The organism is Ramlibacter sp. GCM10027632 (assembly GCF_042675325.1).
Taxonomy (GTDB): Bacteria; Pseudomonadota; Gammaproteobacteria; order Burkholderiales; family Burkholderiaceae_C; genus Ramlibacter.
The window spans coordinates 717537-738050 of sequence record NZ_JBHTGW010000001.1 but is presented as its reverse complement, the minus strand read 5'-3'; the positions used below and the strand labels follow the sequence as shown (position 1 = coordinate 738050).

Sequence of the window (20514 nt, the reverse complement as noted above, 5' to 3'; positions counted from 1 at the left end):
AGTTATTATTTCGGCGTGCCGGCGGTCCGGCGCTCTTTCAACCGATGGAGACGAGAGATGCAGTTCTACAAGAACGGATTCCGCGGGGGTAACCCTGATGTCAAGGAGGCGGCGCCGAACCGGCGCAATCGTGGCGTCCATGAGCCCTTGCCTGAAAAGGTGGATGTACTGATTGCCGGCACCGGGCCCGCGGGCCTGTGCCTGGCCGCGCAGCTGGCGCAGTTCCCCGAGATCGAGACGATGATCATCGAGCGCATGCCCACCAACATCATCAAGGGCAAGGCCGACGGCATCAACACGCGCACCATGGAAATGTTCCAGGCCTTCGGCTTCGCCGACAAGGTCAAGCGCGAAACCTACTGGGTCAACCAGACCAGTTTCTGGATGCCGGATCCCAAGAACCCGGCGCACATCCGGCGGGTCGGCCGGGTGCAGGACGTGGCCGATGACAGCTCGGAGATGCCGCACATCCTGATCAACCAGGCCCGGCTGCATGAGCTTTTCCTGGAGGTCATGAAGAACTCGCCTTCGCGCCTCGAACCCGACTACGGCTGGGAAATCGTGGGCCTGACGATCGACCCGACGACCGAGGACCATCCGGTCACGGTGACGCTCAAGGACGCCACTGGCGTGAACTGGGGGGCGACCCGGACGGTGCGGGCCAACTACGTGGTTGGCTGCGACGGCGCGCATTCGGCCGTGCGCAAGGCGATCGGCGGGAAACTGCACGGCGATGCCGCGAACCAGGCCTGGGGCGTGATGGACATCCTGGCCAATACGGACTTCCCGGACGTCCGGCAGAAGTGCCTGATCTCCTCCGCCAACGAGGGGAACGTGTTGATCCTCCCGCGAGAGGGCGGCTACGTGTTCCGGATGTATGTCGAACTGGACAAGCTCCGCCCTGATGAAAGGGCGGCGAGCCGCAAGTTCACCCAGGACGACATGATCGCGGCGGCCAATCGCATCATCCAGCCGTACTCGATCGATGTGAAGGAGGTGGTCTGGTGGTCCATCTACGACATCGGCCACAGCATCACCGACAAGTTCGATGACGTGCCGGAGGGCGAGGACCGCAACCCGCGCGTGTTCACGGCGGGAGACGCCTGCCACACCCACTCGCCCAAGGCCGGCCAGGGGATGAACGTTTCGATGCAGGACACGTTCAACCTGGGCTGGAAGCTGGTGCACGTCCTCCAGGGGCGGGCGGACGCCAGCCTGCTGCGAACCTATTCCAGCGAGCGACTGACCGAGGCCAAGCGACTGGTCGAGACGGACCACCAGTGGGCGCGGATCATGTCGGCGCCGACCACGCAGGCCGAGCGGGACGGCACCGAGGAGCCGCGCATCATCCGCCAGTTCAAGGCGAACCTGGAGTTCACGGGCGGCAATGCCGTGAAATACGACCCGTCGCGCCTGATCGGCCCCGGAACCCACCAGGCGCTGGCGCGCGGCCTGGAGATCGGTCGCCGCTTCCACTCGGCACCGGTCGTGCGCGTATCGGACGCCAAGCAGATGCAACTGGGCCATGTGGCCGAGGCGGACGCGCGCTGGCGCCTCTACGCCTTCGCGGGCAAGGCCGACAGCTCCGAGCCGGGCAGCGCGATCCACCGGCTGGCTGACTGGCTGGAAACCCACCCCGACTCGCCTGTCGTCCAGCACACGCGCAAGGGCGAAGACATCGACGCGGTGATCGACTTCCGCGCGGTGTTCCAGCAGACCTTCGACCAGCTCGCCTACGAGAAGATGCCGTCCCTCCTGAAGCCCAGGACCGGCAAGCTGGGCCTGCAGGACCACGAGAAGGTCTTCTGCGTGGACCACAAGGGCGTGGGCGACATCTTCGCCATGCGCGGGATCGACCGGGACCGGGGATGCATGGTCGTGGTGCGGCCCGACCAGTACGTGGCCCATGTCCTGCCCCTGGACGGGTTCGAGGCGTTGTCTGCCTACTTTGCGGGCGTCCTGAAGCGGGCGTGAAACGCGTGGTCCGCAGAAACCCCCGCGGGCATGGCTGCGGGCGGCGTCGCGGGCCCGGGGAATCCGATGACACACCCTAATCGCGCCCGCCGCCCGGGCGGGGTGCGTCGTCCGGGGCCGGCTCCGGACGGCGCCACAGCCAGCAGCCCACGGCCACCATGACTGCGCAGATGCCCGCCCGCAGCCAGCCGTTCACCGGCACGAACAGCAGCATCAGTGCGCTGCCCGACATCGCCAGCGTGGCGAACCATTTCGCCCGGCGCGGCACCGCCCCGTGCGCGCGCCACTGGCGGATGGCGGGGCCGAAGTGGGCGTGCGCGAGCAGCCAGGCATCCAGCGCCGGCCAGCCCCGCGAAGCGGCCCAGGCCGCCAGCAGCACGAAGGGCACCGTGGGCAGCACCGGCAGGAACACACCCACCACGCCCAGGGCCAGGCTGGCGAGCGCCAGCAGGCGCCAGAGGAGGATGCGGGTGGCAGCGAGCATCGCTGAGGGATGGTGAGGGGCGGTGAGGAGGTCGGCGCAGTGGATGCGCTCCCATCATCGCTCAAGGTGGCGGGCCGCCGCAGCCGCCATCGCCTGAGACGCCGCAGGCATCGCAGGCCCCGGGAATGCGGGCGGCCTGTGTCACAGGGAGTCCAGCCGCGCCAGGCTGCCGGCGGCCTGGGCCCGCAGGGCCTGCAGGGCGTCCGGGGCCAGGCGGTCCAGCTGGCGGTACACCATCGCGAGCCGGTGGTTGCCCGCGAGCCGCGCCCGGTGCCGGTCGAAGAAGTCCCAGTACAGCGCGTTGAAGGGGCAGGCGCGCTCGCCGGTGCGGGCCTTGCGGTCGTAGTGGCAGCCGGCGCAGTGGTCGCCCATGCGGTCCAGGTAGGCGGCGGTGCTCACGTAGGGCTTGGTCGCGAGCCGGCCGCCGTCGGCGAACTGGCTCATGCCCAGGGTGTTGGGCGCCTCCACCCACTCGAAGGCGTCGATGTAGATGCCCAGGTACCAGCGGTGGACCTCGGCCGGCGCGAGGCCCGCGAGCAGGGCGAAGTTGCCGACCACCATGAGCCGCTGGATGTGATGCGCGTAGGCGTGTTCGAGCGACTGGCCGATGGCAGCGGCCACGCAGGCCATGCGGGTGCGGCCGTCCCAGAACCAGGGCGGCAGCGGCCGCTCGTGGCCCAGCCCGTTCGCCTCGGTGTAGCCCGGCATGCGGGCCCAGTAGACGCCGCGCACGTACTCGCGCCACCCCAGCACCTGACGGATGAAGCCTTCCACCGCATGCAGCGGCGCCTGGCCTTCCCGCCAGGCCTGCTCGGCGCGGCCCACCACCTCGCGCGGGTTCAGCATCTTGGTGTTCAGGGCGAACGAGAGCAGCGAGTGGAACAGGTGCCAGTGGCGCCGCGAGAGGGCGTCCTGGTAGTCGCCGAAATGCGGCAGGCCGCGGGCGATGAAGTGGTCCAGCTGCTGCAGGGCCTCGGCCCGGTCCAGCGGCCAGCGGAAGTCGCGGGCCTGAGGCTCGCCCACGGTCTGCACGCCGGCGCGGGCGATGGCCTGCCACAGCGCCGCGTGGTCGTGGCGGGGCCGCGTGTCCTCGGGCGGCGCGGGCGTGCCGGGCCAGGGCCGGCGGTTGTCGGCGTCGTAGTTCCACCGGCCGCCCACGGGCTGGCCGTCGGGCTCCAGCAGCACGCGGTGCAGGCGGCGCTGCTGGCGGTAGAAGGTCTCCATCAGCCAGTGGGGCTTGTCCCCGAACAGCCGTTGCACCGTGTCGCGCGCGGTGTAGAAGTGATGGGTGTCCACCATCGACACTGGCACGCTGCAGCGGCGCGCCCACTCGGCCAGCTCGCGGTCCACGCGCCATTCGTCCGGGGCCTGGTAATCGACGGCGGTGGCGCGGTAGTGCGTGACCAGCGCGTCCAGGTTGCCGGTCAGGCTCTGGCGGTTGCTCGGGTGGTCGATGGCGATGTGCCGCACGCGGTGCCCCGCGGCCTTGAGCCGTTCGGCGAACGCGCGCAGCGCGGCGAAGATGCCCAGCACCTTCTGCGCGTGGTGGCGCACGTAGTCGGTCTCGCTGCGCACCTCCATCAGCACATAGACCACCTCCGGTCGCACCTCGGCATACCAGGGGTGCAGCGGGTCGAGCTGGTCGCCCAGGACGAGGCGAAGGACGGTCATCGCCGGGGCTCCCCGGCCGGCACGGCGCCCTGGCGGCGGCAGCGCTCCGAGCAGTACTTCACCGCCTCCCAGTCCCGCGCCCACTTGCGGCGCCAGGCGAAGTCCAGGCCGCAGCAGGCGCAGCGTTTGGTCGGCAACTCCGACTTCCTTCGCATCTTCATCTCAGAAATCCAGGGAGAGCTGGTCCGCCGCGGCGCACGCGCAGGGGGAGGCGGCGGACCGGGCCGGGCCGCGGGGACGCGCCGTGGCGCCCGGCATGCCGCGGCGCGAGCCGTGCCGCTCCACCACGGCGGCCTTCGCCTCGCGCACCTCGGGCTGGCGGCGCACGGCGTGCAGGCGGGCCTTGGCGTCGCGCAGCGCCGGCTCGAGGTCCACGAGGGGCTGCGGGATGTCGACGCCCACGCGCACGCCGCAGCGCGCCTGCACGTCGGGCGGCATGCGCCAGGGCTCGAACAGCCAGGTGTCCGGGACGCGGCGCATCGCCGGCACCCAGCGACGCACGAAGCGGCCCTGGGGGTCGTGGTCGAGCGCCTGCTTGACCGGGTTGTAGACGCGCGTGGTGTTGATGCCGGTGGTGCCCGACTGCATCTGCAGCTGCGGCCAGTGGATGCCGGGCTCGTAGTCGAGGAACTCGCGGGCCAGCCAGTGGCCCACTTCGCGCCAGTGCAGCCACAGCGGGTAGGCGGCCACCGAGACCAGCATCGCCCGCATGCGGAAGTTGATCCAGCCGGTGTGCCGCAGCATGGCGACGCAGGCGTCCACCATCGGCCAGCCGGTGCGGCCCTGCGACAGCGCCTCGAAGTGCGCCGGGTTCCAGTGCGGCTCGCGCAGGCCGTCGTAGCCGCGGTGCAGGTTGCGCCACTCCAGTTCGGGCTCGCTCTCCAGCTTCTGGATGAAGTGGCAGTGCCAGTACAGCCGGCTCTGGAAGGCCTGCAGGCCGCGGGCCTGCGCCGCGGCGGGCGCGTCCTGCATCGCGGCGCGGGTGGCCTGCACCACCTCGCGCATTCCCAGGCAGCCGTAGGCGAGGTAGGGCGACAGGCGCGAGCAGGCCTGCGGCGCGCTCAGGGGCGAGGAGATGCCGCCGCGGTAGCGGGCGCTGCGATCCCGCAGGAAGTCCTCCAGCACGCGCTCGGCCTGCGGGCGGCCGCCGCGCTGGCGCTGCGGCGGGTCGTGCGGGTCCAGGCCCAGCGCGGCGGGCGAGGGCAGTGGGCGCGAGGCCCAGGGGAACACGGCGGCAGGCAGGTCCCGCGCTTGCGGCGCGGCGAGGGCCGCGGGCAGCGGCGCCTGCGCGGCGGCCATGTGGGCCTCCCACCGGGGTTGCCAGCGTCCGCGGTCTCGCAGGCCGCGCACCACGCCGAACTGCGGCCGCTCGTGCCAGCCCACGCCGCGCTCGCGGCACCAGCGGGCAACGGCGAGGTCGCGCCGGTAGGTGAAGTCGTTGCCGGTTTCCTCGTGCGCGTGGAGCGCGGCGAAGGGCGCGTGCCGGTGCAGGGCGTCGAGGACCTCCACCGCCTCCCCCACCGCCACGTGCAGCCGCGTGCCCAGGGCGCGCAGCGCGCGGTCCAGCGTGGCCAGCGACTCCTCGATGAAGCGGTAGTGCTGCGTCGCCGCGTCCGGCTGCGCCCAGAGGCCCGGCTCGACGATGTAGAGGCACAGCACCGGCCCGAGGCGCGCGGCCTCGTGCAGCGGCAGGTGGTCCTGCACGCGCAGGTCGCGCTTGAACCAGACGACCCGGTAGTCCACGGTCAGGTGCGGGCGCGCCGCTTGAGCCAGCGCATGAGGCCGCCGATACCGGGCAGCTTCTCGTACAGCTCCTCGGCGGCGTCCCAGTAGTCGCGGTGCAGGGTGACGCGGCCCTGGTCGTCGAACACGAGGTGGCTGGCGCCGCGCACCACCTGCCACGACCGGGTGTCGAAGCGGCGGAAGCGGAAATGGAAGTCCCAGGTCAGGAAGCACTGCGCGCCCTGCACCACCTGGCCGGTGACGAGGAAGCGCGGCGCCTCGAGGGACTCGAACATGTGGCGGAAGATGCCCTCGATGGCCGCCGGGCCCTCGACCTCGTTGAACGGGTCCTTGAAGCGCGCGCCGGGGGCGTAGAGCGCGTGAAGGCGCGGCAGGTCGTGGGGCGCGAGGCGTTCGAAGAAGTCCACGAGTTGCGCCACCGCGGGGGCGATGGCCGTCGCGGCAGGCGATGCAGGCGATGCAGGCGGCGCCGGGGTGTCGGGAAGGGCCATGGTGTCAGGCGCCGGATTCACAGGCCGGTGGCCCGCCGCACGGCGGCGAAGTACAGGCGGTACGGCAGCAGCCGCAGCAGCTTCATCACGCCGGTGAAGCGCCGGGGGAAATGGATCTCGAAGCGGCCCCGTTCCCAGCCGGCCACGATGGCCTGCGCCGCCTGGTCGGCGGTGATCAGCGCCGGCATGGGGAAAGCATTGCCCGCGGTCAGCGGCGTGTCGACGAAGCCCGGGTTGATGAGGCTCACGCCCAGGCCCCGCGGGCGCAGGTCGAGGTAGAGCGTCTCGGCCAGGTTGATGAGGGCGGCCTTGGTCGGCCCGTAGGCCAGGCTCAGCGGCAGGCCGCGGAAGCCGGCCACGCTGCTGATGAAGCCCAGGTGGCCCTGGCCGCGGGCCAGCATCGCCGGCGTGACCGCGTCGAGCACGTGCAGCGCGCCGGCGGTGTTGATCGCCTGGTGGCGCATCAGCTCGTCGAGGTCCATCGCGGTGGCGCGCATCGGCTGGTAGTGGCCCGCGCAGTAGCACACCAGGTCCAGCGGGCCGCCGGCCAGGGCCTCCTGGGCGGCGCGGCGCACGGCCTGGCGGTTCGTCACGTCCAGGGGCAGGGCCACGCTGCCCGGGTGCGCCTGCACGAAGGCGTCCAGGGCCTCGGCCTTGCGGGCCGAGACCAGCACCGTGGCCCCGAGGCCATGCAGGCGCTCGGCCAGGGCCCGGCCGATGCCGGTGGACGCGCCCACCAGCCAGACGCGGCGGCCGCGCCAGTCGCGGATCGGCGGATTGAGGCTCACGGCTGCGGCTTGTTGAAGGACAGCGTGACCTCGCCCAGGCGCACGCCGAACTTGCTCATGGTGGCGCGATTGAGCATCACGCGGTCGTCCACCAGGAACATCCAGTCCTCGAAGCGCACCTCGTAGACCTTGCCGTCGACTGGCAGGCGCAGCACGTAGGTCCAGAAGAACGCATTGCCCGAGGCCTGGCCGCTGGCGGTGCCGACCACGTCGTCCGCGGTGCCGGTGTAGCGGCCGTCCGCATGCCGGGTGAGGCGCCAGACACGGCGGTCGGTGGTGCCGTCCGAGTAGGTGAAGCGCTCGTCGAGCACGCCCTGGTCGCCCTCCCAGCGGCAGTCCATGTCGACGGTGAAGCGCCGCACCACCTGGCCGCTGCGGTCCTGGAAGATGCCGTGCGCGACGACCTTGCCGTTGAAGTAGCGCGCCAGGTCCAGGGTGGGGCGCTCGCCGGCGTAGCTGGCGATGTCGGGGTTGGCGCAGCCGGCCAGGCCCGCCGCGGCGGCGAGGGCGAGCAGCAGGCGGCGGGCGCGTGCGAGGGGACTCATCGGGCGCGGCGCGCTGGGGGCTTCGGCGGGGCTCGTGGTGCGCATGGGTTTTCCTGGTGGGGCTCGGCGTCTCAGGGACCGGCGCGCTCGCCCAGGCCCAGGAGCGCCAGGCGCAGCGCCGGCTGCGAGGTGGTGGGGGCCAGCCAGATGCCGAAGAACCGGCGGCCGAAGTCGGGGTCGTCGACCTGCCCCACGGGGCGGCCGTTGTGCCAGAAGCGCGCGCCCTCGCCGGGCAGGTGCAGGCCGGCCAGCCGGTCGCCCGCCTTCACGTCGGGGAACACGCGCGCCATCTCCGCCTGCCAGCGCCGGGCCAGGGGCTCCGGCAGGGGCCCGGCGCGGCGCATCTCGTCCAGCGAGCGGCCGGCGATGGCGCTGCCGGCGAAGTCCCGCAGGTACTCCAGCTCCAGCACCAGCGGCTGGGCCTCGGGCTGGTCGGCCTGGAAGCCGGGCCGGGTCCACAGGCGCGCGTGGTAGACGCGCAGGCCGAAGTAGCGCAGCGTGGCCTCGCCCTGCAGGCGGCTGCCGGCCAGCTGGGGGTGGGGGCCGGGGCTCGCCGCCGCGGGCGGCAGCGCGCCCAGGCACAGCCACAGCGCCAGGGCCAGCAGCAGCGCCCGGTCAACGCGCCAGCGTGTACTGGACCACATCGATGTCCCCCACCGCGAAGCCGGCCTCGCAGTACGCCAGGTAGAACTCCCAGATGCGCAGGAAGCGCTCGTCGAAGCCCAGCGCCAGCACCTCCTCGCGCCGGGCCAGGAAGTCCTCGCGCCAGCGGCGGCAGGTCTCGGCGTAGTCGGCGCCGAAGGCCAGTTCGTCCACGACCTGCAGGCCGGCCGCTTCGGCCTCGCGGCGGAACTCGGCCGGGCAGGGCAGGCAGCCGCCGGGGAAGATGTACTGCTGGATGAAGTCGGTGCCGCGGATGTAGCGCCCGAACAGCCGGTCCTGGATCACGATGCTCTGGATGCAGGCCCGGCCGCCCGGCTTGAGCAGGCGCGCGATGCTGCCGAAGTAGGTGGGCCAGTACTCGCGGCCGACGGCCTCCACCATCTCGATGGAGCAGACCGCGTCGTAGGGGCCGTCGGCGATGTCGCGGTAGTCCTGCAGGCGCAGGTCGGCGCGCTCGGCCACGCCCAGCGCCGCCAGCCGCTCCTGCGCCCAGGCCAGCTGCTCGGTGGACAGGGTGACGCCGGTCAGGTGCGCGCCGAATTCCGTCGTCGCCTTCTCGGCCAGCGCGCCCCAGCCGCAGCCGATCTCCAGCACGCGGTCGCCCGGCTGCACGCCGGCCAGGCGCAGCGCGCGCCGCACCTTGGCGTGCTGGGCCTCGGCCATGTCGCGCTGCGGGTCGCCCTCGAACAGGGCGGAGGAGTAGTTCATGGTCCCGTCCAGCCAGAGCCGGTAGAACGCGTTGCCCAGGTCGTAGTGGGCGTGGATGTTCTTGCGGCTGTTGCGGCGGGTGTTGCGGTTCAGGAGGTGGCGCAGCCGGTACAGCAGGCGGCCGGCCCAGGAGCCGTGGATCACGTCGTCCAGCGCCTGCCGGTTGCGGGCCAGCAGCTCCAGCAGCTGGGGCAGCTGCGGGGTGGTCCAGTCACCGGCCAGGTAGCTCTCGGCGAAGCCGATGTCGCCCGAGCGCAGCGCGGCGCGGCAGGGGCTCCAGTTCTTCAGGTGCAGGGTGGCATGCGGGCCCTGGCCGTCGCCCACCGTGCACACCTCGCCGTCGGGCAGGTGGAGGGTGAGCGAGCCGTGGCGCAGCCGCTGCAGCAGGCGGAACACGGTGCGTGCCGCGGCGGGCGTGCGGGCGGGCAGGGTCAGGCCGGTGGGCGTGGCGGCGGTGAGGGTGTTCATGCGCTCGGGGTCCGGGGGCAGGGGACAGGGGGCTGGCGGGTCACCGCCGCCTCGGGGGCGGGCGGCTTGCGGTGGAATCCGGTGCGTTTCAGCCAGATCTGCAGCGCCTGCCAGTGGATGCGGGCCATCACCATCAGGGTCATGGCCGGGTAGCGCCACAGCGCGCGCCGCAGGGCGGCGGGCGTGACCGGCTCCAGGGTGCCGCTGACGCTGGTGTTCAGGAGCGGGCCGTCGCCGTCGTCATGGTCCACGCGCACCACGGTGCGGGGGCCGGCCTCGCCCTGCGTGCGCAGGAAGCGGAAGCGGTAGCGGCCCTCCACCCGGCAGAACGGCGAGACATGGAAGCACTTGCCGGCCTCCAGCTCGGCGCCGTAGCGGGGGCGGTCCAGCAGGTAGCAGTGGCGCTCGCCGAAGGTGTTGTTGACCTCGGCCACGATGGCGCGCAGGCTGCCGTCGGCCCGGTGGCAGTACCAGAAGCTCACCGGCTTGAAGGTGTAGCCCAGCATGCGCGGGTAGGTGTGGAGCCAGACCTCGCCGTCGGCGTCGGTGATGCCCTCCTGCCGGAGCAGCGCCTCCATCCAGGCCAGCGCGCCGCCCTCGGCCGGGCCGCGGCCGTCGCCGTGGTCGCTGTCGTGGAAGCTGATGGGCGCCGGCCGGTTGACGGCCAGGCCGCCGAGGGCGGCCGGGTCCTGGAGCCGGCGCATCGGCAGCATCAGGAAGAAAGTGTCGTAGACAAACGCATGCCGCCGCGGGCGCAGCCGGGTGTGCCGCACCTGGCCGAAGCCGAGCTGGGCGACCGGCGCCTGGCTCATGCGGCCACCTTGCGGGCAGCGGCGGTATGGGCCAGCAGGTCGGCGGCCACGGCGAGGCCGGACTTGAGCCCGTCCTCGTGGAAGCCGTAGCCCGTCCAGGCGCCGCAGAACCAGGTGTGGTTCATGCCCTGCAGCTGCGGCACGCGCCGCTGCGCGCGGATCGCCGCGGCGTCGAACACCGGGTGGCTGTACTCGAACTCGCCCAGCACCCGGGCGGGATCGATCGGGCGCACCGGGTTCAGCGACTCCACCACCGGCTGGGCGATGGGCAGGGGCTGCAGGCGGTTGAGGAGGTAATGGAGGCAGACCCGGCCGGCCTCCTGCGTGCGGTCCGCGGCGCGCTCGTAGTTCCAGGCGGCCCAGGCGGCCTCGCGGCGGGGCAGGACCGAGGTGTCGGTGTGCAGCACCGCCCGGTTCGGCTGGTAGCGGATCGCGCCGAGCACCTCGGCCTCGGCCGCGGTGGGCTGGGCCAGCAGGGCCAGCGCCTGGTCGGAGTGGGTGGCCAGCACCAGCTGGTCGAAGCGCTCGCTGCCCTGGTCGGTGTGGACCGTCACGCCGGCGGCGTCGCGCCGCACCTGGCGCACGGGCGTGCGCAGGCGGGCGTCCATCAGCTGGGAAATGATCCGGCGCACGTAGTGGCGGGCGCCGCCGGTGACGGTGTGCCACTGCGGCCGGTCGTTCACCTGCAGCAGGCCGTGGTTGTGGCAGAAGCGGATCATGGTCGCCACCGGGAACTGCAGCATCTGGTCCGTCGGGCAGCTCCAGATGCAGCCCAGCATCGGCAGGAAGTACCAGTCCCGGAAGGCCGGGCCGAAGCGGTGGGCGTCGAGGAAGTCGGCCAGGGGCTGCTCCAGGGCGGCCTCGTCCCCCGCCTGCGCGATCCGGGTGCACAGCCGGTTGAAGCGCAGCAGGTCCGCCAGCATGCCGAGGAAGCGCGGGCTGGCCAGGTTGCGCTTCTGCGCGAACACCGTCGCCAGGCTGTGGCCGCTCCACTCCAGCGGCTGGCCGCCGTGCACGCCCGGCACCTGGACGGAGAACGACATGTCCGAGGGCGTGGTCGCCACGCCCAGCTCCGCGAACAGGGCGATGAGCTGGGGGTAGGTGCGCTCGTTGAAGACCAGGAAGCCGGTGTCCACGCCGAAGGTGGTCGGGGCGCCGTGCCGGTTCTGCAGGGTGATGTCGACCGTGTGGGTATGGCCGCCGAAATAGTCCCCCGCCTCGAACAGGGTGACGTGGGCGTGCGGGCGGAGCCGGTGGGCTGCGGCCAGGCCCGAGATGCCGGAACCGACGATGGCGACTTTCATGAAGATTCCTACGGACTTTGAGTTTGTCCTAGACAAATCAATTGTAGGCTGAGTTAAATTCGGACGCAAAGCAGGGCGATCAGCCCCCCACTGCGCCCACCCGACACCCCAAAACCGCCCCATGGACTCCCCGCCCGGCACCCCACCCGACCGCCCGAACGACGGCGATGCCACCTGGTCGATCGCCGACGTGGAGCGCGACACCGGCCTGGGCAAGGACACGCTGCGGGTGTGGGAGCGGCGCTACGGCTTTCCCCTGCCGTCGCGGGACGGGCTGGGGGAGCGGGCCTACCCGCCGGACCAGGTGCGGCGGCTGCGGGTGATCAAGCGCCTGCTGGACGCCGGGCACCGCCCGGGCAAGGTGGTGCCGCTGCCGTTCGACGAACTCCAGGCGCTGGTGGCCCTGGGCGGGCCGGCCGGGCGGGCTGGCGCGGCCCGGGCGTCGGTGGCGCCGGCCGCCGGCCTGCTGCAGGACCTGGCTTCACCCTGGCTCGGCTGGCTGGCGGCCGACCGGACCGACGCGGTGCGGCAGGCGCTGCAGCAGCACATCCTCCGGCACGGGCTGGGCCCGACGGTGGAGGACCTGGTCGCGCCGCTGTGCGTGCTGGTCGGCGATGCCTGGCTGCGCGGCGAGCTGTCGGTCTACCAGGAGCACCTGTTCACCGAAACCCTGCAGACCGTGCTGCGCGAGGCCATCGCCTCGCTGGACGCCAGCGGCCAGGGCCTGGCGCGGCAGCCGCGCGTGCTGCTCACCACGACGCCGGGCGAGCAGCACGGCCTGGGGCTGCTGATGGCGGAGTGCCATTTCGCCCTGGAGTCCTGTGCGCGCTTCGTGCTCGGCGTGTCGACGCCGGTCGCGGACATCGTGCTGGCGGCCCGGCAGCTGCGCGTCGACGTGCTGGCCCTGAGCTTCAGCGCCCATGCCTCGCGGCGCGACCTCGTCGACAGCCTGCGCCAGCTGCAGGACCAATTGCCCGAGGGGGTGGAGGTGTGGGTGGGCGGATCGGCCGCCGCCGCGCACCGCCGGGCGCTGCCGGAGCGCGTGGTGGTGATGCGCCGGGCCAGTGACGTCTCGGCGCAGGTGCAGGCGTGGCGGGAGCGGCGGACGGCCCTCACGCCGGCGTCGTGAGCTGCCCCTTCCACGACTGCACGGTTTCCATCACCAGCCCCGCGACGATGCGGCTGGCCTGGGTCAGCGCCCCTTGCCGGGGGCGGGCGAGGGTCACGTAGCGCCTGAGGTCCGGCGCCACCACCCGGGCCGCCTGCAGCCGGCCCAGGCGCAGCTCCTGGTTCACGGAAAAGGGGCCGAGCAGGGCGTACAGGTGCTTGTGGCTGGCGATCAGCTCCTTCTGCATCGTCAGTGAATCCGCCTCGATCGCCGCCTGCAGCGTGAAGCCCTTGCTGCGCGCCGTCTCGTCGAGGATGGCGCGCCAGTGCCCCGGCCGGCGCGGCAGCACCAGGGGCAGGCCCTCCAGCCGCTTGAAATCCACCGTGTCCGCGTGCGTGAGCGACAGGCCGGGGCTGGACACGAGGTAGGTGCTGGCGGTGACCAGCAGGGTCTCGTCCGGCGTGGAAGGCTTCTCGTAGCGAAAGAGGATGGCCATGTCCACGCTGCCCGCGTCGAGCATGGCGTCCAGCTCGCCGCCCTGGCCCTCGCGGATGTCCAGCGTGATGCGCGGGTACTCCCGGTGCAGCCGCCTGAAGACCTGCGTCATCAGCGGATGCGCCGCCGAGGGCAGGATGCCCATGCGCACCACGCCCATGGGCACGCGCGAGGTCTGGCGGATGTCCGCGAAGAGCTCGTCGCTCTCCTTCACCCACTGGCGCACCCGCTGCGCCACGTGCTGGCCGAACTCGGTCAGCACCACCCCCCGGCCGGTGCGGCGGAACAGGGGGCTGCCGCACTGCTTCTCCAGGTCGCCGACCTGGCGGCTGATGTGGGATTGCACGGTCTGCCGCTGGGCCGCGACCTTGGTGAAGCTGCCGGCCTCGGCCACCTCGAGGAACAGGCGGAAGTCCTGGATCTGCATGTCGTTTCCTTGTCCTTTCAAGCCATGCCATGAAAGGCATGGCTGAAATCTCGGATTGCATTCTAGGCAGATGGCCGGTGCGTCCCTAGACTCCCGCCGCATCGAACCCCCCAAGAGAGAACGCCATGCGATTCGTGAGTTTTGAAAAACAGGGCCAGGCCAGCTACGGCGTGTGGCAGGACGAGGCCGCCTGGCTGCAGGCGCCGGCCGACTTCCAGGCCCGCTTCCCGGACCTGAAGTCCGTCATCGCCGCCGGCCAGCTGGAGGCCCTGGAGCAGGCTGCCCGCCAGGCGAACCAGGTGGTGTCCGCGGCCGAGGCCCGCCTGCTGCCGGTGATCGCCAACCCGGGCAAGGTGTTCTGCGTGGGCCTGAACTACAAGACCCACGTCGCCGAGATGAAGCGCGCCGACAGCGAGTACCCGGCCATCTTCACCCGCTTCGCCGACAGCCTCAGCGCCCACGGAGCGCCGCTGCCCAAGCCGTCCACCACGAACCGCTTCGACTTCGAGGGCGAGCTGGCCGTGATCATCGGCAAGGGCGGCCGCCGCATCGCGCAGGCCGACGCCTTCGAGCACATCGCCGGCTACGCCTGCTTCAACGACGGCACCGCCCGCGACTGGCAGCGCCACACCCACCAGTGGACGCCGGGCAAGAACTTCCCGGCCACCGGCCCGCTGGGCCCGTTCATGGCCACGCGCCAGGCCATCCCCGACGTCAACGCGCTGAACCTGCAGACCCGCCTGAACGGCCAGGTCATGCAGAGCGCCAGCCTGTCCGACCTGATCTTCACCCTGCCCGTGATCATTGAATACCTCTCGGGCTTTACCACCCTGTCCCCCGGCGACATCATCGCCACCGGCACCCCCGGCGGCGTGGGCGACAAGCGCGAGCCCGCGGTCTACATGAAGGCCGGCGACGTGATCGAGGTCGAGATCACCGGCCTGGGCACGCTGCGCAACACGGTCGTCGACGAGGCCTGAAGGAGCACCGACCCATGACCGCATCCAAGAAATCCCTGCGCATCGCCGTCGACATCGGCGGCACCTTCACCGACATGGCCTGCTTCGACGAGGCCACCGGCGAGATCTCCTTCGGCAAGGCCCTGTCCACCCACGGCCACCTGCACGAAGGCATCCAGAACACGCTCGACGGCGCCGGCGTGGACCTCACCAACGGCTACCTGTTCCTGCACGGCTCCACCATCGCCATCAACACGCTGCTGGAGCGCAATGGCGCCAACACCGCGCTGCTGATCACCGAGGGCTTCCGCGACATCTACGAGATCGGCCGCGTCAACCGCCCCGACGCCTACAACCTGTTCTTCTCCAAGCACGTGCCCCTGGTGCCGCGCTCGCAGCGCCATGAGGTGAGCGAGCGCCTGCGCGCCGACGGCTCGCTGCACAAGCCGCTGGATGAAGAAGGCGTGCGCGCCCTGGCCCGCAAGCTGCGCGAGGACCATATCGAGGCGGTGGCGGTGCTGCTGCTGCACTCCTACCGCAACCCGGACCACGAGCGCCGCGTCAAGGCCATCCTGCAGGAGGAGATCCCGGGTGCCTTCGTGACCGCCTCGCACGAGCTGTCGCAGGAATACCGCGAGTTCGAGCGCGTCTCCACCGCCGTGGCCAACGCCTACGTGGGCCCGCGCGTCTCCGCCTACCTGGGCGAGCTGGAGGAGCACCTGGAGGAGAAGGGCTTCAAGGGCGACTTCTACGCCGTGCAGTCCACCGGCGGCCTGTTCCCGCTGGAGCATGCCCGCCGCGACTGCGTGCGCATGCTGGAGTCCGGTCCCGCCGCCGGCGTGATCGGCGCGCAGGCGATCTGCGCCCAGCTGGGCCTGCCCGACTCCATCGCCTTCGACATGGGCGGCACCACCGCCAAGGCCGGCGTGATCAGCGAAGGCCGGCCCCTGACCACCGGCAGCGCCCTGATCGGCGGCTACGAGAAGGCCCTGCCGATCCAGATCCCGATGATGGACATCTTCGAGGTCGGCACCGGCGGCGGCTCGATCGCCCGCGTGGAGCTGGGCCACTCGCTGCGCGTGGGCCCGCGCTCCGCGGGCAGCATGCCCGGCCCGGTCTGCTACGGCCGCGGCGGCACCGAGCCCACCGTCACCGACGCCAACCTGATCCTGGGCCGCCTGGACGAACACAACTTCCTGGGCGGCGAGATGCCCCTGTACCTGGACCGCGCGCGCCAGGCCATGGAGGACAAGGTCGCCACGCCCCTGGGCCTGGACGCCACGAAGGCCGCCGACGGCATCCTGCGCATCGCGGTGACGCAGATGTCGCACGCGGTGAAGGCCGTGACCACCGAGCGCGGCCTGGATGCCGGCAGCTTCACCATGGTGGTCTACGGCGGCGCCGGCCCGCTGCACGCCTCGGCCATCGCCCGCGAGATCGGCATCCGCAAGGTGCTGATCCCGCACGCGCCGGGCTACTTCTCCGCCTACGGCATGCTGTTCTCCGACCTGCGCTACGACTACGTGCGCTCGGTGTTCCGCCGCCTGGAAGGCCTGTCGTTCGACGAGATCGAGGCCATCTACCAGGAGATGGAGGATGAAGGCCGCGCCGCCATCAGCGCCTCGCAGATCCGCCCCGAGGAGATCGTCTTCGAGCGCGCCGCCGACATGCGCTACGTGGGCCAGGAGCATGCGGTGACGGTGGACCTGCCGCAGGTGCACTTCGACCGCAAGGACCGCTCCGGCATCAAGACCCACTTCGACGAGGTGCACAAGGTGCGCTACGGCACCTCCGCGCCCAAGGAGCCGGCCGACATCGTCAGCCTGCGCGTCACGGTGATGGGCCGCATGGCCAAGCCGCCGCGCAACGAGGTCGCCTCGGGCCACGCCGCCCCGGACGACGCTGCCCTGCGCGCCCACAAGCCGGTCTACTTCCGCAGCGCCGGCGACTACGTCTCCACCCCGGTGTTCAAGCGTGACCGCCTCAAGAGCGGCAACGTGATCCTCGGCCCGGCCCTGGTGGAGGAACATGCCTCGACCACCGTCGTCCAACCCGGCGACACCGTCCACGTCGACCAGTTCGGCAACCTGCAAATCTCCATCGGGAGCGACCGCTCGTGAACACCGTCACCACCCCCCAACTCCAGGCCCAGGCGCAGGCCGTGGACCCCGTCATCGTCGAGATCATCCGCAACGGCCTGTTCGCGGTGACCGAGGAGATGAAGACCAACCTGATGCGCACGGCCTACAACCTCATCATCTATGAGGCGCTGGACTTCACCGTGGGCCTGTTCACCAAGGAAGGCGACACCGTCTCCATCGGCCTGGGCCTGCCGATGTTCATCCGCGGCATGTCCGAGACCGTCAAGTCCAAGATCCGCCACTTCGGGTACGAGAACATCCACCCCGGGGACATCCTGGTCACCAACGACGCCTACACCACCGGCAGCCACCTGAACCACTTCACGTTCACCATGCCGGTGTTCCATGAAGGCGAGCTGATCGGCTTCACCTGCTGCATGGCGCACTGGCTGGACGTGGGCGGCAGCCTGGGCCAGATCACCACCGACATCTTCTCCGAGGGCATCCAGATCCCGATCGTGAAGTACCAGAGCGCGGGCAAGGTGAACCAGGACCTGGTGGACATCATCGCCATGAACGTGCGCCTGCCCGAGCGCGCCCTGGGCGACCTGCGCGCGCAGATCACCGCGATCACCACCGGCGAGCGCCGCTTCCTGGAGCTGGTGCAGCGCTATGGCAACGACGCGGTGCAGGCCTCCATCCAGGAGATCATGAACGCCTCCGAGGCGCTGGCGCGGCAGAACACGCTGTCGATCCCCGACGGCGTCTACGAGGCCGAATCCTTCATGGACGACGACGGCCTGGAGATCGGCAAGCGCATTCCGATCCGCGTCAAGGTGACCGTCAAGGGCGACGAGATGGAGATCGACCTCTCCGACGTGAGCCGCCAGGTCAAGGGCTTCTACAACTCCGGCTTCACCACCGGCATCGCCTGCGCGCAGGTGGCGTACAAGTGCCTGACCACGCCCACCGACTACCCGGTGAACGACGGCAGCTTCCGCCCCCTGAAGGTGGTGATGCCCATGGGCACCGTGATCAGCGCCGAGCGCCCCTACCCGATGCGGGTGTGGATGACGTTCCCGATGACGGTGATCGACACCATCTTCAAGGCGCTGGCCCCGGCCATTCCGGACCGCTCCATCGCCGGCCACCACGCCGACCTGGTGTTCCCCAACATCCACGGCATCTCGCCGGAGGACGGCCGCCTGTTCATCGTGGGCATCGGCCCGCTGGGTGGCGGCTGGGGCGCCAAGAGCCGCGAGGACGGCGTGTCCGTCACGGTGTGCATCAACGACGGCGACACCCACAACAGCCCCACCGAGCAGCTGGAGGCCAAGTACCCGGTGCTGGTGGAGAGCTACCGCATCCGCGAGGACAGCGGCGGCGCGGGCGAGTTCCGCGGCGGCCTGGGCGCGGAGATGGTGGTGCAGGCGCTGTCGCCGTTCTCGGTGACCACCCGCATCGACCGCATGCACTGCAAGCCCTGGGGCCTGGAAGGCGGCGGCGAGGCGGCGGGCAACGGCATCGCCATCCGCCACAAGGGCGAGTGGAAGGAAGACCTGCCCAACGCCAAGATCTTCAACGTCCGCCTGGAGCGCGGCGACGCCTACAAGATGCTCTCGGGCGGCGGCGGCGGCTTCGGCAGCCCCTTCAAGCGCGACGCGGACAAGGTGGCCGAGGACGTGCGCGAGGGCTACGTGAGCCGCGAGGCCGCGGAGAAGCTGTATGGCGTGGCGCTCGACGAGCGCGGCCAGGTCAAGGCGGCCGAGACGGCGGCCCTGCGCGCGAAGGCCTGAGGGGATGCTCGTGGCGACCACCCCCCACCAGCAGCAGGCGGCCTACCTGGCCGAGCTGTGGCACCGGTTGTCGGCGCAGCACATCGCGCTGGGGTGTTCCTGCACCATGAGCGGCATCAGCGTCACGCTCGAGGACTTCGAGCGTGACATCGCCGACTACCTCTGGGCCGAGAGCGAGCGACTGGGGCAGGCCGCCGTGGTGGCCTTCCTGCTCGCGCCCGGCCCGGTGTCCGAACAGGTGCAGGCCGTGCGCGGCATCCTGGCCCGCCTGGAGGCCGACGAGGCCGAGGACGCGGTCGCGGAATGGCTGTTGGCGAGGCTGACCAAGACCATCGAGTCCTACGCCAAGTTGCATGGCCCTGCGCCGGAGGCGCCACTGCTGGGCGGCTCGAACGCGTGGCGCAAGGGCTACCGTGCCTGATGACTCTGATCAACCAAGGAGACAAGCGATGAATCGCATCACACGCAGGGCCCTGACAGTGGCCCTTTTGGCCATGGGCGCCAGCACCGGCGCCCTGGCGCAGGGCAAGTTCCCGGAGAGCCCGCTGCGGCTGGTCGTGCCGTTCGCCCCGGGCGGCGGCGTGGACAGCGCCGCGCGCCTGATCGCGCGGCAGCTGGGCACCAACCTCAACGTCTCCGTGATCGTGGAGAACAAGCCCGGCGCCAACGGCACGGTGGGCGGCAAGTTCGTCCAGACCGCCGCGGCCGACGGCCAGACCCTGCTGTTCTCGGCCTCCACCCAGGCCCTGACCCGCCAGGTCATGGCCACGCCGCCCTACGACCCGCTGACGGACTTCGCGGCGGTGGCCCGTGTCGGCGACGCGCCCCTGCTGATGGTGATCTCGCCCAACCTGCCGCAGAACCGGCTGAACGAGGTGATCACCGCCGCCAAGCAGAACCCCGACAAGTGGACAGCCGCCCTCCCGGCCCTGGGCGCCGCCAGCCACCTGGGCACGCTGATGTTCGCCAAGCAGGGCGGCCTGACGAACCTCACCACCGCCGTCTACAAGGGCACTGCCCCCGCGCTGACCGACGTGGCGGGGGGCCATGTGCAGATCCAGATCGACGCGATCGTGGCGCTGCAGTCCATGGCCAAGTCGGGCAAGGTCAAGCCGATCATGGTGACCTCGGCCAAGCGCAGCTCGGTCATGCCCAACGTCCCCACCGCGGTGGAAAGCGGCTACCCGAAGTTCGTGACCGAGTCCTGGTACGGCGTGTGGGCCCCCAAGGCCACCCCGGCGGACCGGGTGCAGTTCCTGAACAAGGCCTTCAACGACGCGGTCAGCCAGCTGGCCAAGGCCGGCGCGTTCGAGCCCCTGGGCATCGAGCCGGTGGTCGAGAGCGTGGAGGACTTCCGCAAGTACATGGCGGCCTACATCACGGAAAGCGCCGACCTGCTCAAGGGCGCGGGCTTCAAGCCGGAGTGAAGCAGTAGGTCAACAAGCGCGGGAATTCATGGATAGATCAACGCAATTTTGGTCATTTACACTCTCCAGGATCAATATTTCACAACTGGAGACAATCATGAATTCCGCGCTGCGTGCCCTGTTCCTGGCCTCCTGCGTGGCCGCCACCGGCGCCTGGGCCGCCGGCGAACGCGCCACCAAGGCCGACGCCGAGGCCATGGTGGCCAAGGGCGTCGCCGCCCTCAAGGCCAAGGGCGATGCCGCCTTCGTCGAGATGACCGCCCCGAGCAAGACCTTCGCCGACCGGGACCTGTACCTGGTCGTCTACGACATGAACGGCAAGTGCCTGGCGCACGGCCAGAACGCCAAGCAGGTCGGCAAGGACCTCCTGAACCTCAAGGACCCGGACGGCAAGGAGTTCGTCAAGGAGCGCGTGAGCCTCGCGTCGTCCAAAGGCAAGTTCTGGCAGGACTACAAGTTCACCGACCCGCTGACCAAGACCATCCAGCCCAAGCAGATGTACTGCGAGAAGGTGGGCAGCCACGTCGTCTGCGGCGGCATCTACAAGTAAGCGCGGCGGATCCCGCATGC

The 20514-nt window shown here is 70.9% G+C and carries 20 protein-coding genes; 8 read left to right on the top strand and 12 right to left on the bottom strand.

The annotated features are described in order from the left end of the window. Window positions 1-57 precede the first annotated feature (57 nt). Complete coding sequence (locus ACFQZY_RS03325) at window positions 58-1974, top strand: FAD-dependent monooxygenase (protein ID WP_377412551.1); 1917 nt, start codon at window positions 58-60, stop codon at window positions 1972-1974. 76 nt (window positions 1975-2050) lie between these two features. On the opposite strand, the gene ACFQZY_RS03320 is transcribed toward ACFQZY_RS03325, so the two are convergent. The 11 genes from ACFQZY_RS03320 to ACFQZY_RS03270 form a co-directional block, all read right to left on the bottom strand. After that, on the bottom strand, window positions 2051-2458 hold the full coding sequence (locus ACFQZY_RS03320) for a YbaN family protein (RefSeq protein WP_377412549.1): 408 nt from the start codon (window positions 2456-2458) through the stop codon (window positions 2051-2053). A 141-nt stretch (window positions 2459-2599) separates the two neighbouring features. Further along, window positions 2600-4129 (bottom strand): cryptochrome/photolyase family protein, encoded by a 1530-nt coding sequence (locus ACFQZY_RS03315; RefSeq protein WP_377412547.1) that lies wholly within the window; start codon window positions 4127-4129, stop codon window positions 2600-2602. Further along, window positions 4126-4266, bottom strand: a complete 141-nt coding sequence (locus ACFQZY_RS03310; RefSeq protein WP_377412545.1) for a DUF2256 domain-containing protein — start codon at window positions 4264-4266, stop codon at window positions 4126-4128. The genes ACFQZY_RS03315 and ACFQZY_RS03310 overlap by 4 nt, the downstream gene beginning before the upstream one ends. A 25-nt stretch (window positions 4267-4291) precedes the next feature. Continuing rightward, a complete protein-coding gene (locus ACFQZY_RS03305) occupies window positions 4292-5872 on the bottom strand; it encodes a deoxyribodipyrimidine photo-lyase/cryptochrome family protein (RefSeq protein ID WP_377412543.1) in 1581 nt (526 codons plus the stop codon). Between the two features lie 2 nt (window positions 5873-5874). Further along, window positions 5875-6363: a nuclear transport factor 2 family protein gene (locus ACFQZY_RS03300; protein ID WP_377412540.1), complete on the bottom strand. Its 489-nt coding sequence runs from the start codon at window positions 6361-6363 to the stop codon at window positions 5875-5877. Window positions 6364-6380: 17 nt separating this feature from the next. Next, a complete protein-coding gene (locus tag ACFQZY_RS03295; RefSeq protein WP_377412537.1) occupies window positions 6381-7151 on the bottom strand; it encodes an SDR family NAD(P)-dependent oxidoreductase in 771 nt (256 codons plus the stop codon). Continuing rightward, a complete protein-coding gene (locus ACFQZY_RS03290; protein ID WP_377412639.1) occupies window positions 7148-7696 on the bottom strand; it encodes a DUF3833 domain-containing protein in 549 nt (182 codons plus the stop codon). The genes ACFQZY_RS03295 and ACFQZY_RS03290 overlap by 4 nt, the downstream gene beginning before the upstream one ends. 71 nt (window positions 7697-7767) lie before the next feature. Continuing rightward, entirely contained in the window at window positions 7768-8340 is a 573-nt protein-coding gene (locus tag ACFQZY_RS03285; RefSeq protein WP_377412534.1) for a chalcone isomerase family protein, read from the bottom strand. Then, on the bottom strand, window positions 8312-9535 hold the full coding sequence (locus ACFQZY_RS03280; RefSeq protein WP_377412533.1) for a class I SAM-dependent methyltransferase: 1224 nt from the start codon (window positions 9533-9535) through the stop codon (window positions 8312-8314). The genes ACFQZY_RS03285 and ACFQZY_RS03280 overlap by 29 nt, the downstream gene beginning before the upstream one ends. Continuing rightward, window positions 9532-10347, bottom strand: coding sequence for a DUF1365 domain-containing protein (locus tag ACFQZY_RS03275; RefSeq protein WP_377412530.1), 816 nt, complete (start codon window positions 10345-10347; stop codon window positions 9532-9534). The genes ACFQZY_RS03280 and ACFQZY_RS03275 overlap by 4 nt, the downstream gene beginning before the upstream one ends. Next, the gene (locus tag ACFQZY_RS03270) at window positions 10344-11651 is read right to left on the bottom strand and encodes an NAD(P)/FAD-dependent oxidoreductase (RefSeq protein WP_377412528.1); all 1308 of its coding nucleotides are present in this window, start codon (window positions 11649-11651) and stop codon (window positions 10344-10346) included. Before ACFQZY_RS03270 ends, ACFQZY_RS03275 begins: the two co-directional genes overlap by 4 nt. A gap of 121 nt (window positions 11652-11772) precedes the next feature. Here ACFQZY_RS03270 and ACFQZY_RS03265 point away from each other — a divergent pair, with 121 nt between their 5' ends. Further along, window positions 11773-12780, top strand: coding sequence for a MerR family transcriptional regulator (locus tag ACFQZY_RS03265; RefSeq protein WP_377412526.1), 1008 nt, complete (start codon window positions 11773-11775; stop codon window positions 12778-12780). On the opposite strand, the gene ACFQZY_RS03260 is transcribed toward ACFQZY_RS03265, so the two are convergent. Continuing rightward, the gene (locus tag ACFQZY_RS03260; RefSeq protein ID WP_377412524.1) at window positions 12764-13681 is read right to left on the bottom strand and encodes a LysR family transcriptional regulator; all 918 of its coding nucleotides are present in this window, start codon (window positions 13679-13681) and stop codon (window positions 12764-12766) included. The genes ACFQZY_RS03265 and ACFQZY_RS03260 overlap by 17 nt on opposite strands. A 125-nt stretch (window positions 13682-13806) precedes the next feature. Here ACFQZY_RS03260 and ACFQZY_RS03255 point away from each other — a divergent pair, with 125 nt between their 5' ends. The 6 genes from ACFQZY_RS03255 (at window position 13807) to ACFQZY_RS03230 (ending at window position 20494) form a co-directional block, all read left to right on the top strand. Next, a complete protein-coding gene (locus tag ACFQZY_RS03255) occupies window positions 13807-14661 on the top strand; it encodes a fumarylacetoacetate hydrolase family protein (RefSeq protein ID WP_377412521.1) in 855 nt (284 codons plus the stop codon). A 14-nt stretch (window positions 14662-14675) separates the two neighbouring features. Continuing rightward, complete coding sequence (locus ACFQZY_RS03250; RefSeq protein ID WP_377412519.1) at window positions 14676-16760, top strand: hydantoinase/oxoprolinase family protein; 2085 nt, start codon at window positions 14676-14678, stop codon at window positions 16758-16760. Further along, window positions 16757-18517, top strand: a complete 1761-nt coding sequence (locus ACFQZY_RS03245) for a hydantoinase B/oxoprolinase family protein (RefSeq protein ID WP_377412516.1) — start codon at window positions 16757-16759, stop codon at window positions 18515-18517. The genes ACFQZY_RS03250 and ACFQZY_RS03245 overlap by 4 nt, the downstream gene beginning before the upstream one ends. 10 nt (window positions 18518-18527) lie before the next feature. Further along, window positions 18528-18938, top strand: a complete 411-nt coding sequence (locus tag ACFQZY_RS03240) for a hypothetical protein (protein ID WP_377412513.1) — start codon at window positions 18528-18530, stop codon at window positions 18936-18938. A gap of 28 nt (window positions 18939-18966) precedes the next feature. After that, on the top strand, window positions 18967-19944 hold the full coding sequence (locus ACFQZY_RS03235; protein WP_377412510.1) for a Bug family tripartite tricarboxylate transporter substrate binding protein: 978 nt from the start codon (window positions 18967-18969) through the stop codon (window positions 19942-19944). A gap of 97 nt (window positions 19945-20041) precedes the next feature. Further along, the gene (locus ACFQZY_RS03230; protein WP_377412508.1) at window positions 20042-20494 is read left to right on the top strand and encodes a cache domain-containing protein; all 453 of its coding nucleotides are present in this window, start codon (window positions 20042-20044) and stop codon (window positions 20492-20494) included. The last annotated feature ends 20 nt before the right edge of the window (window positions 20495-20514 follow it).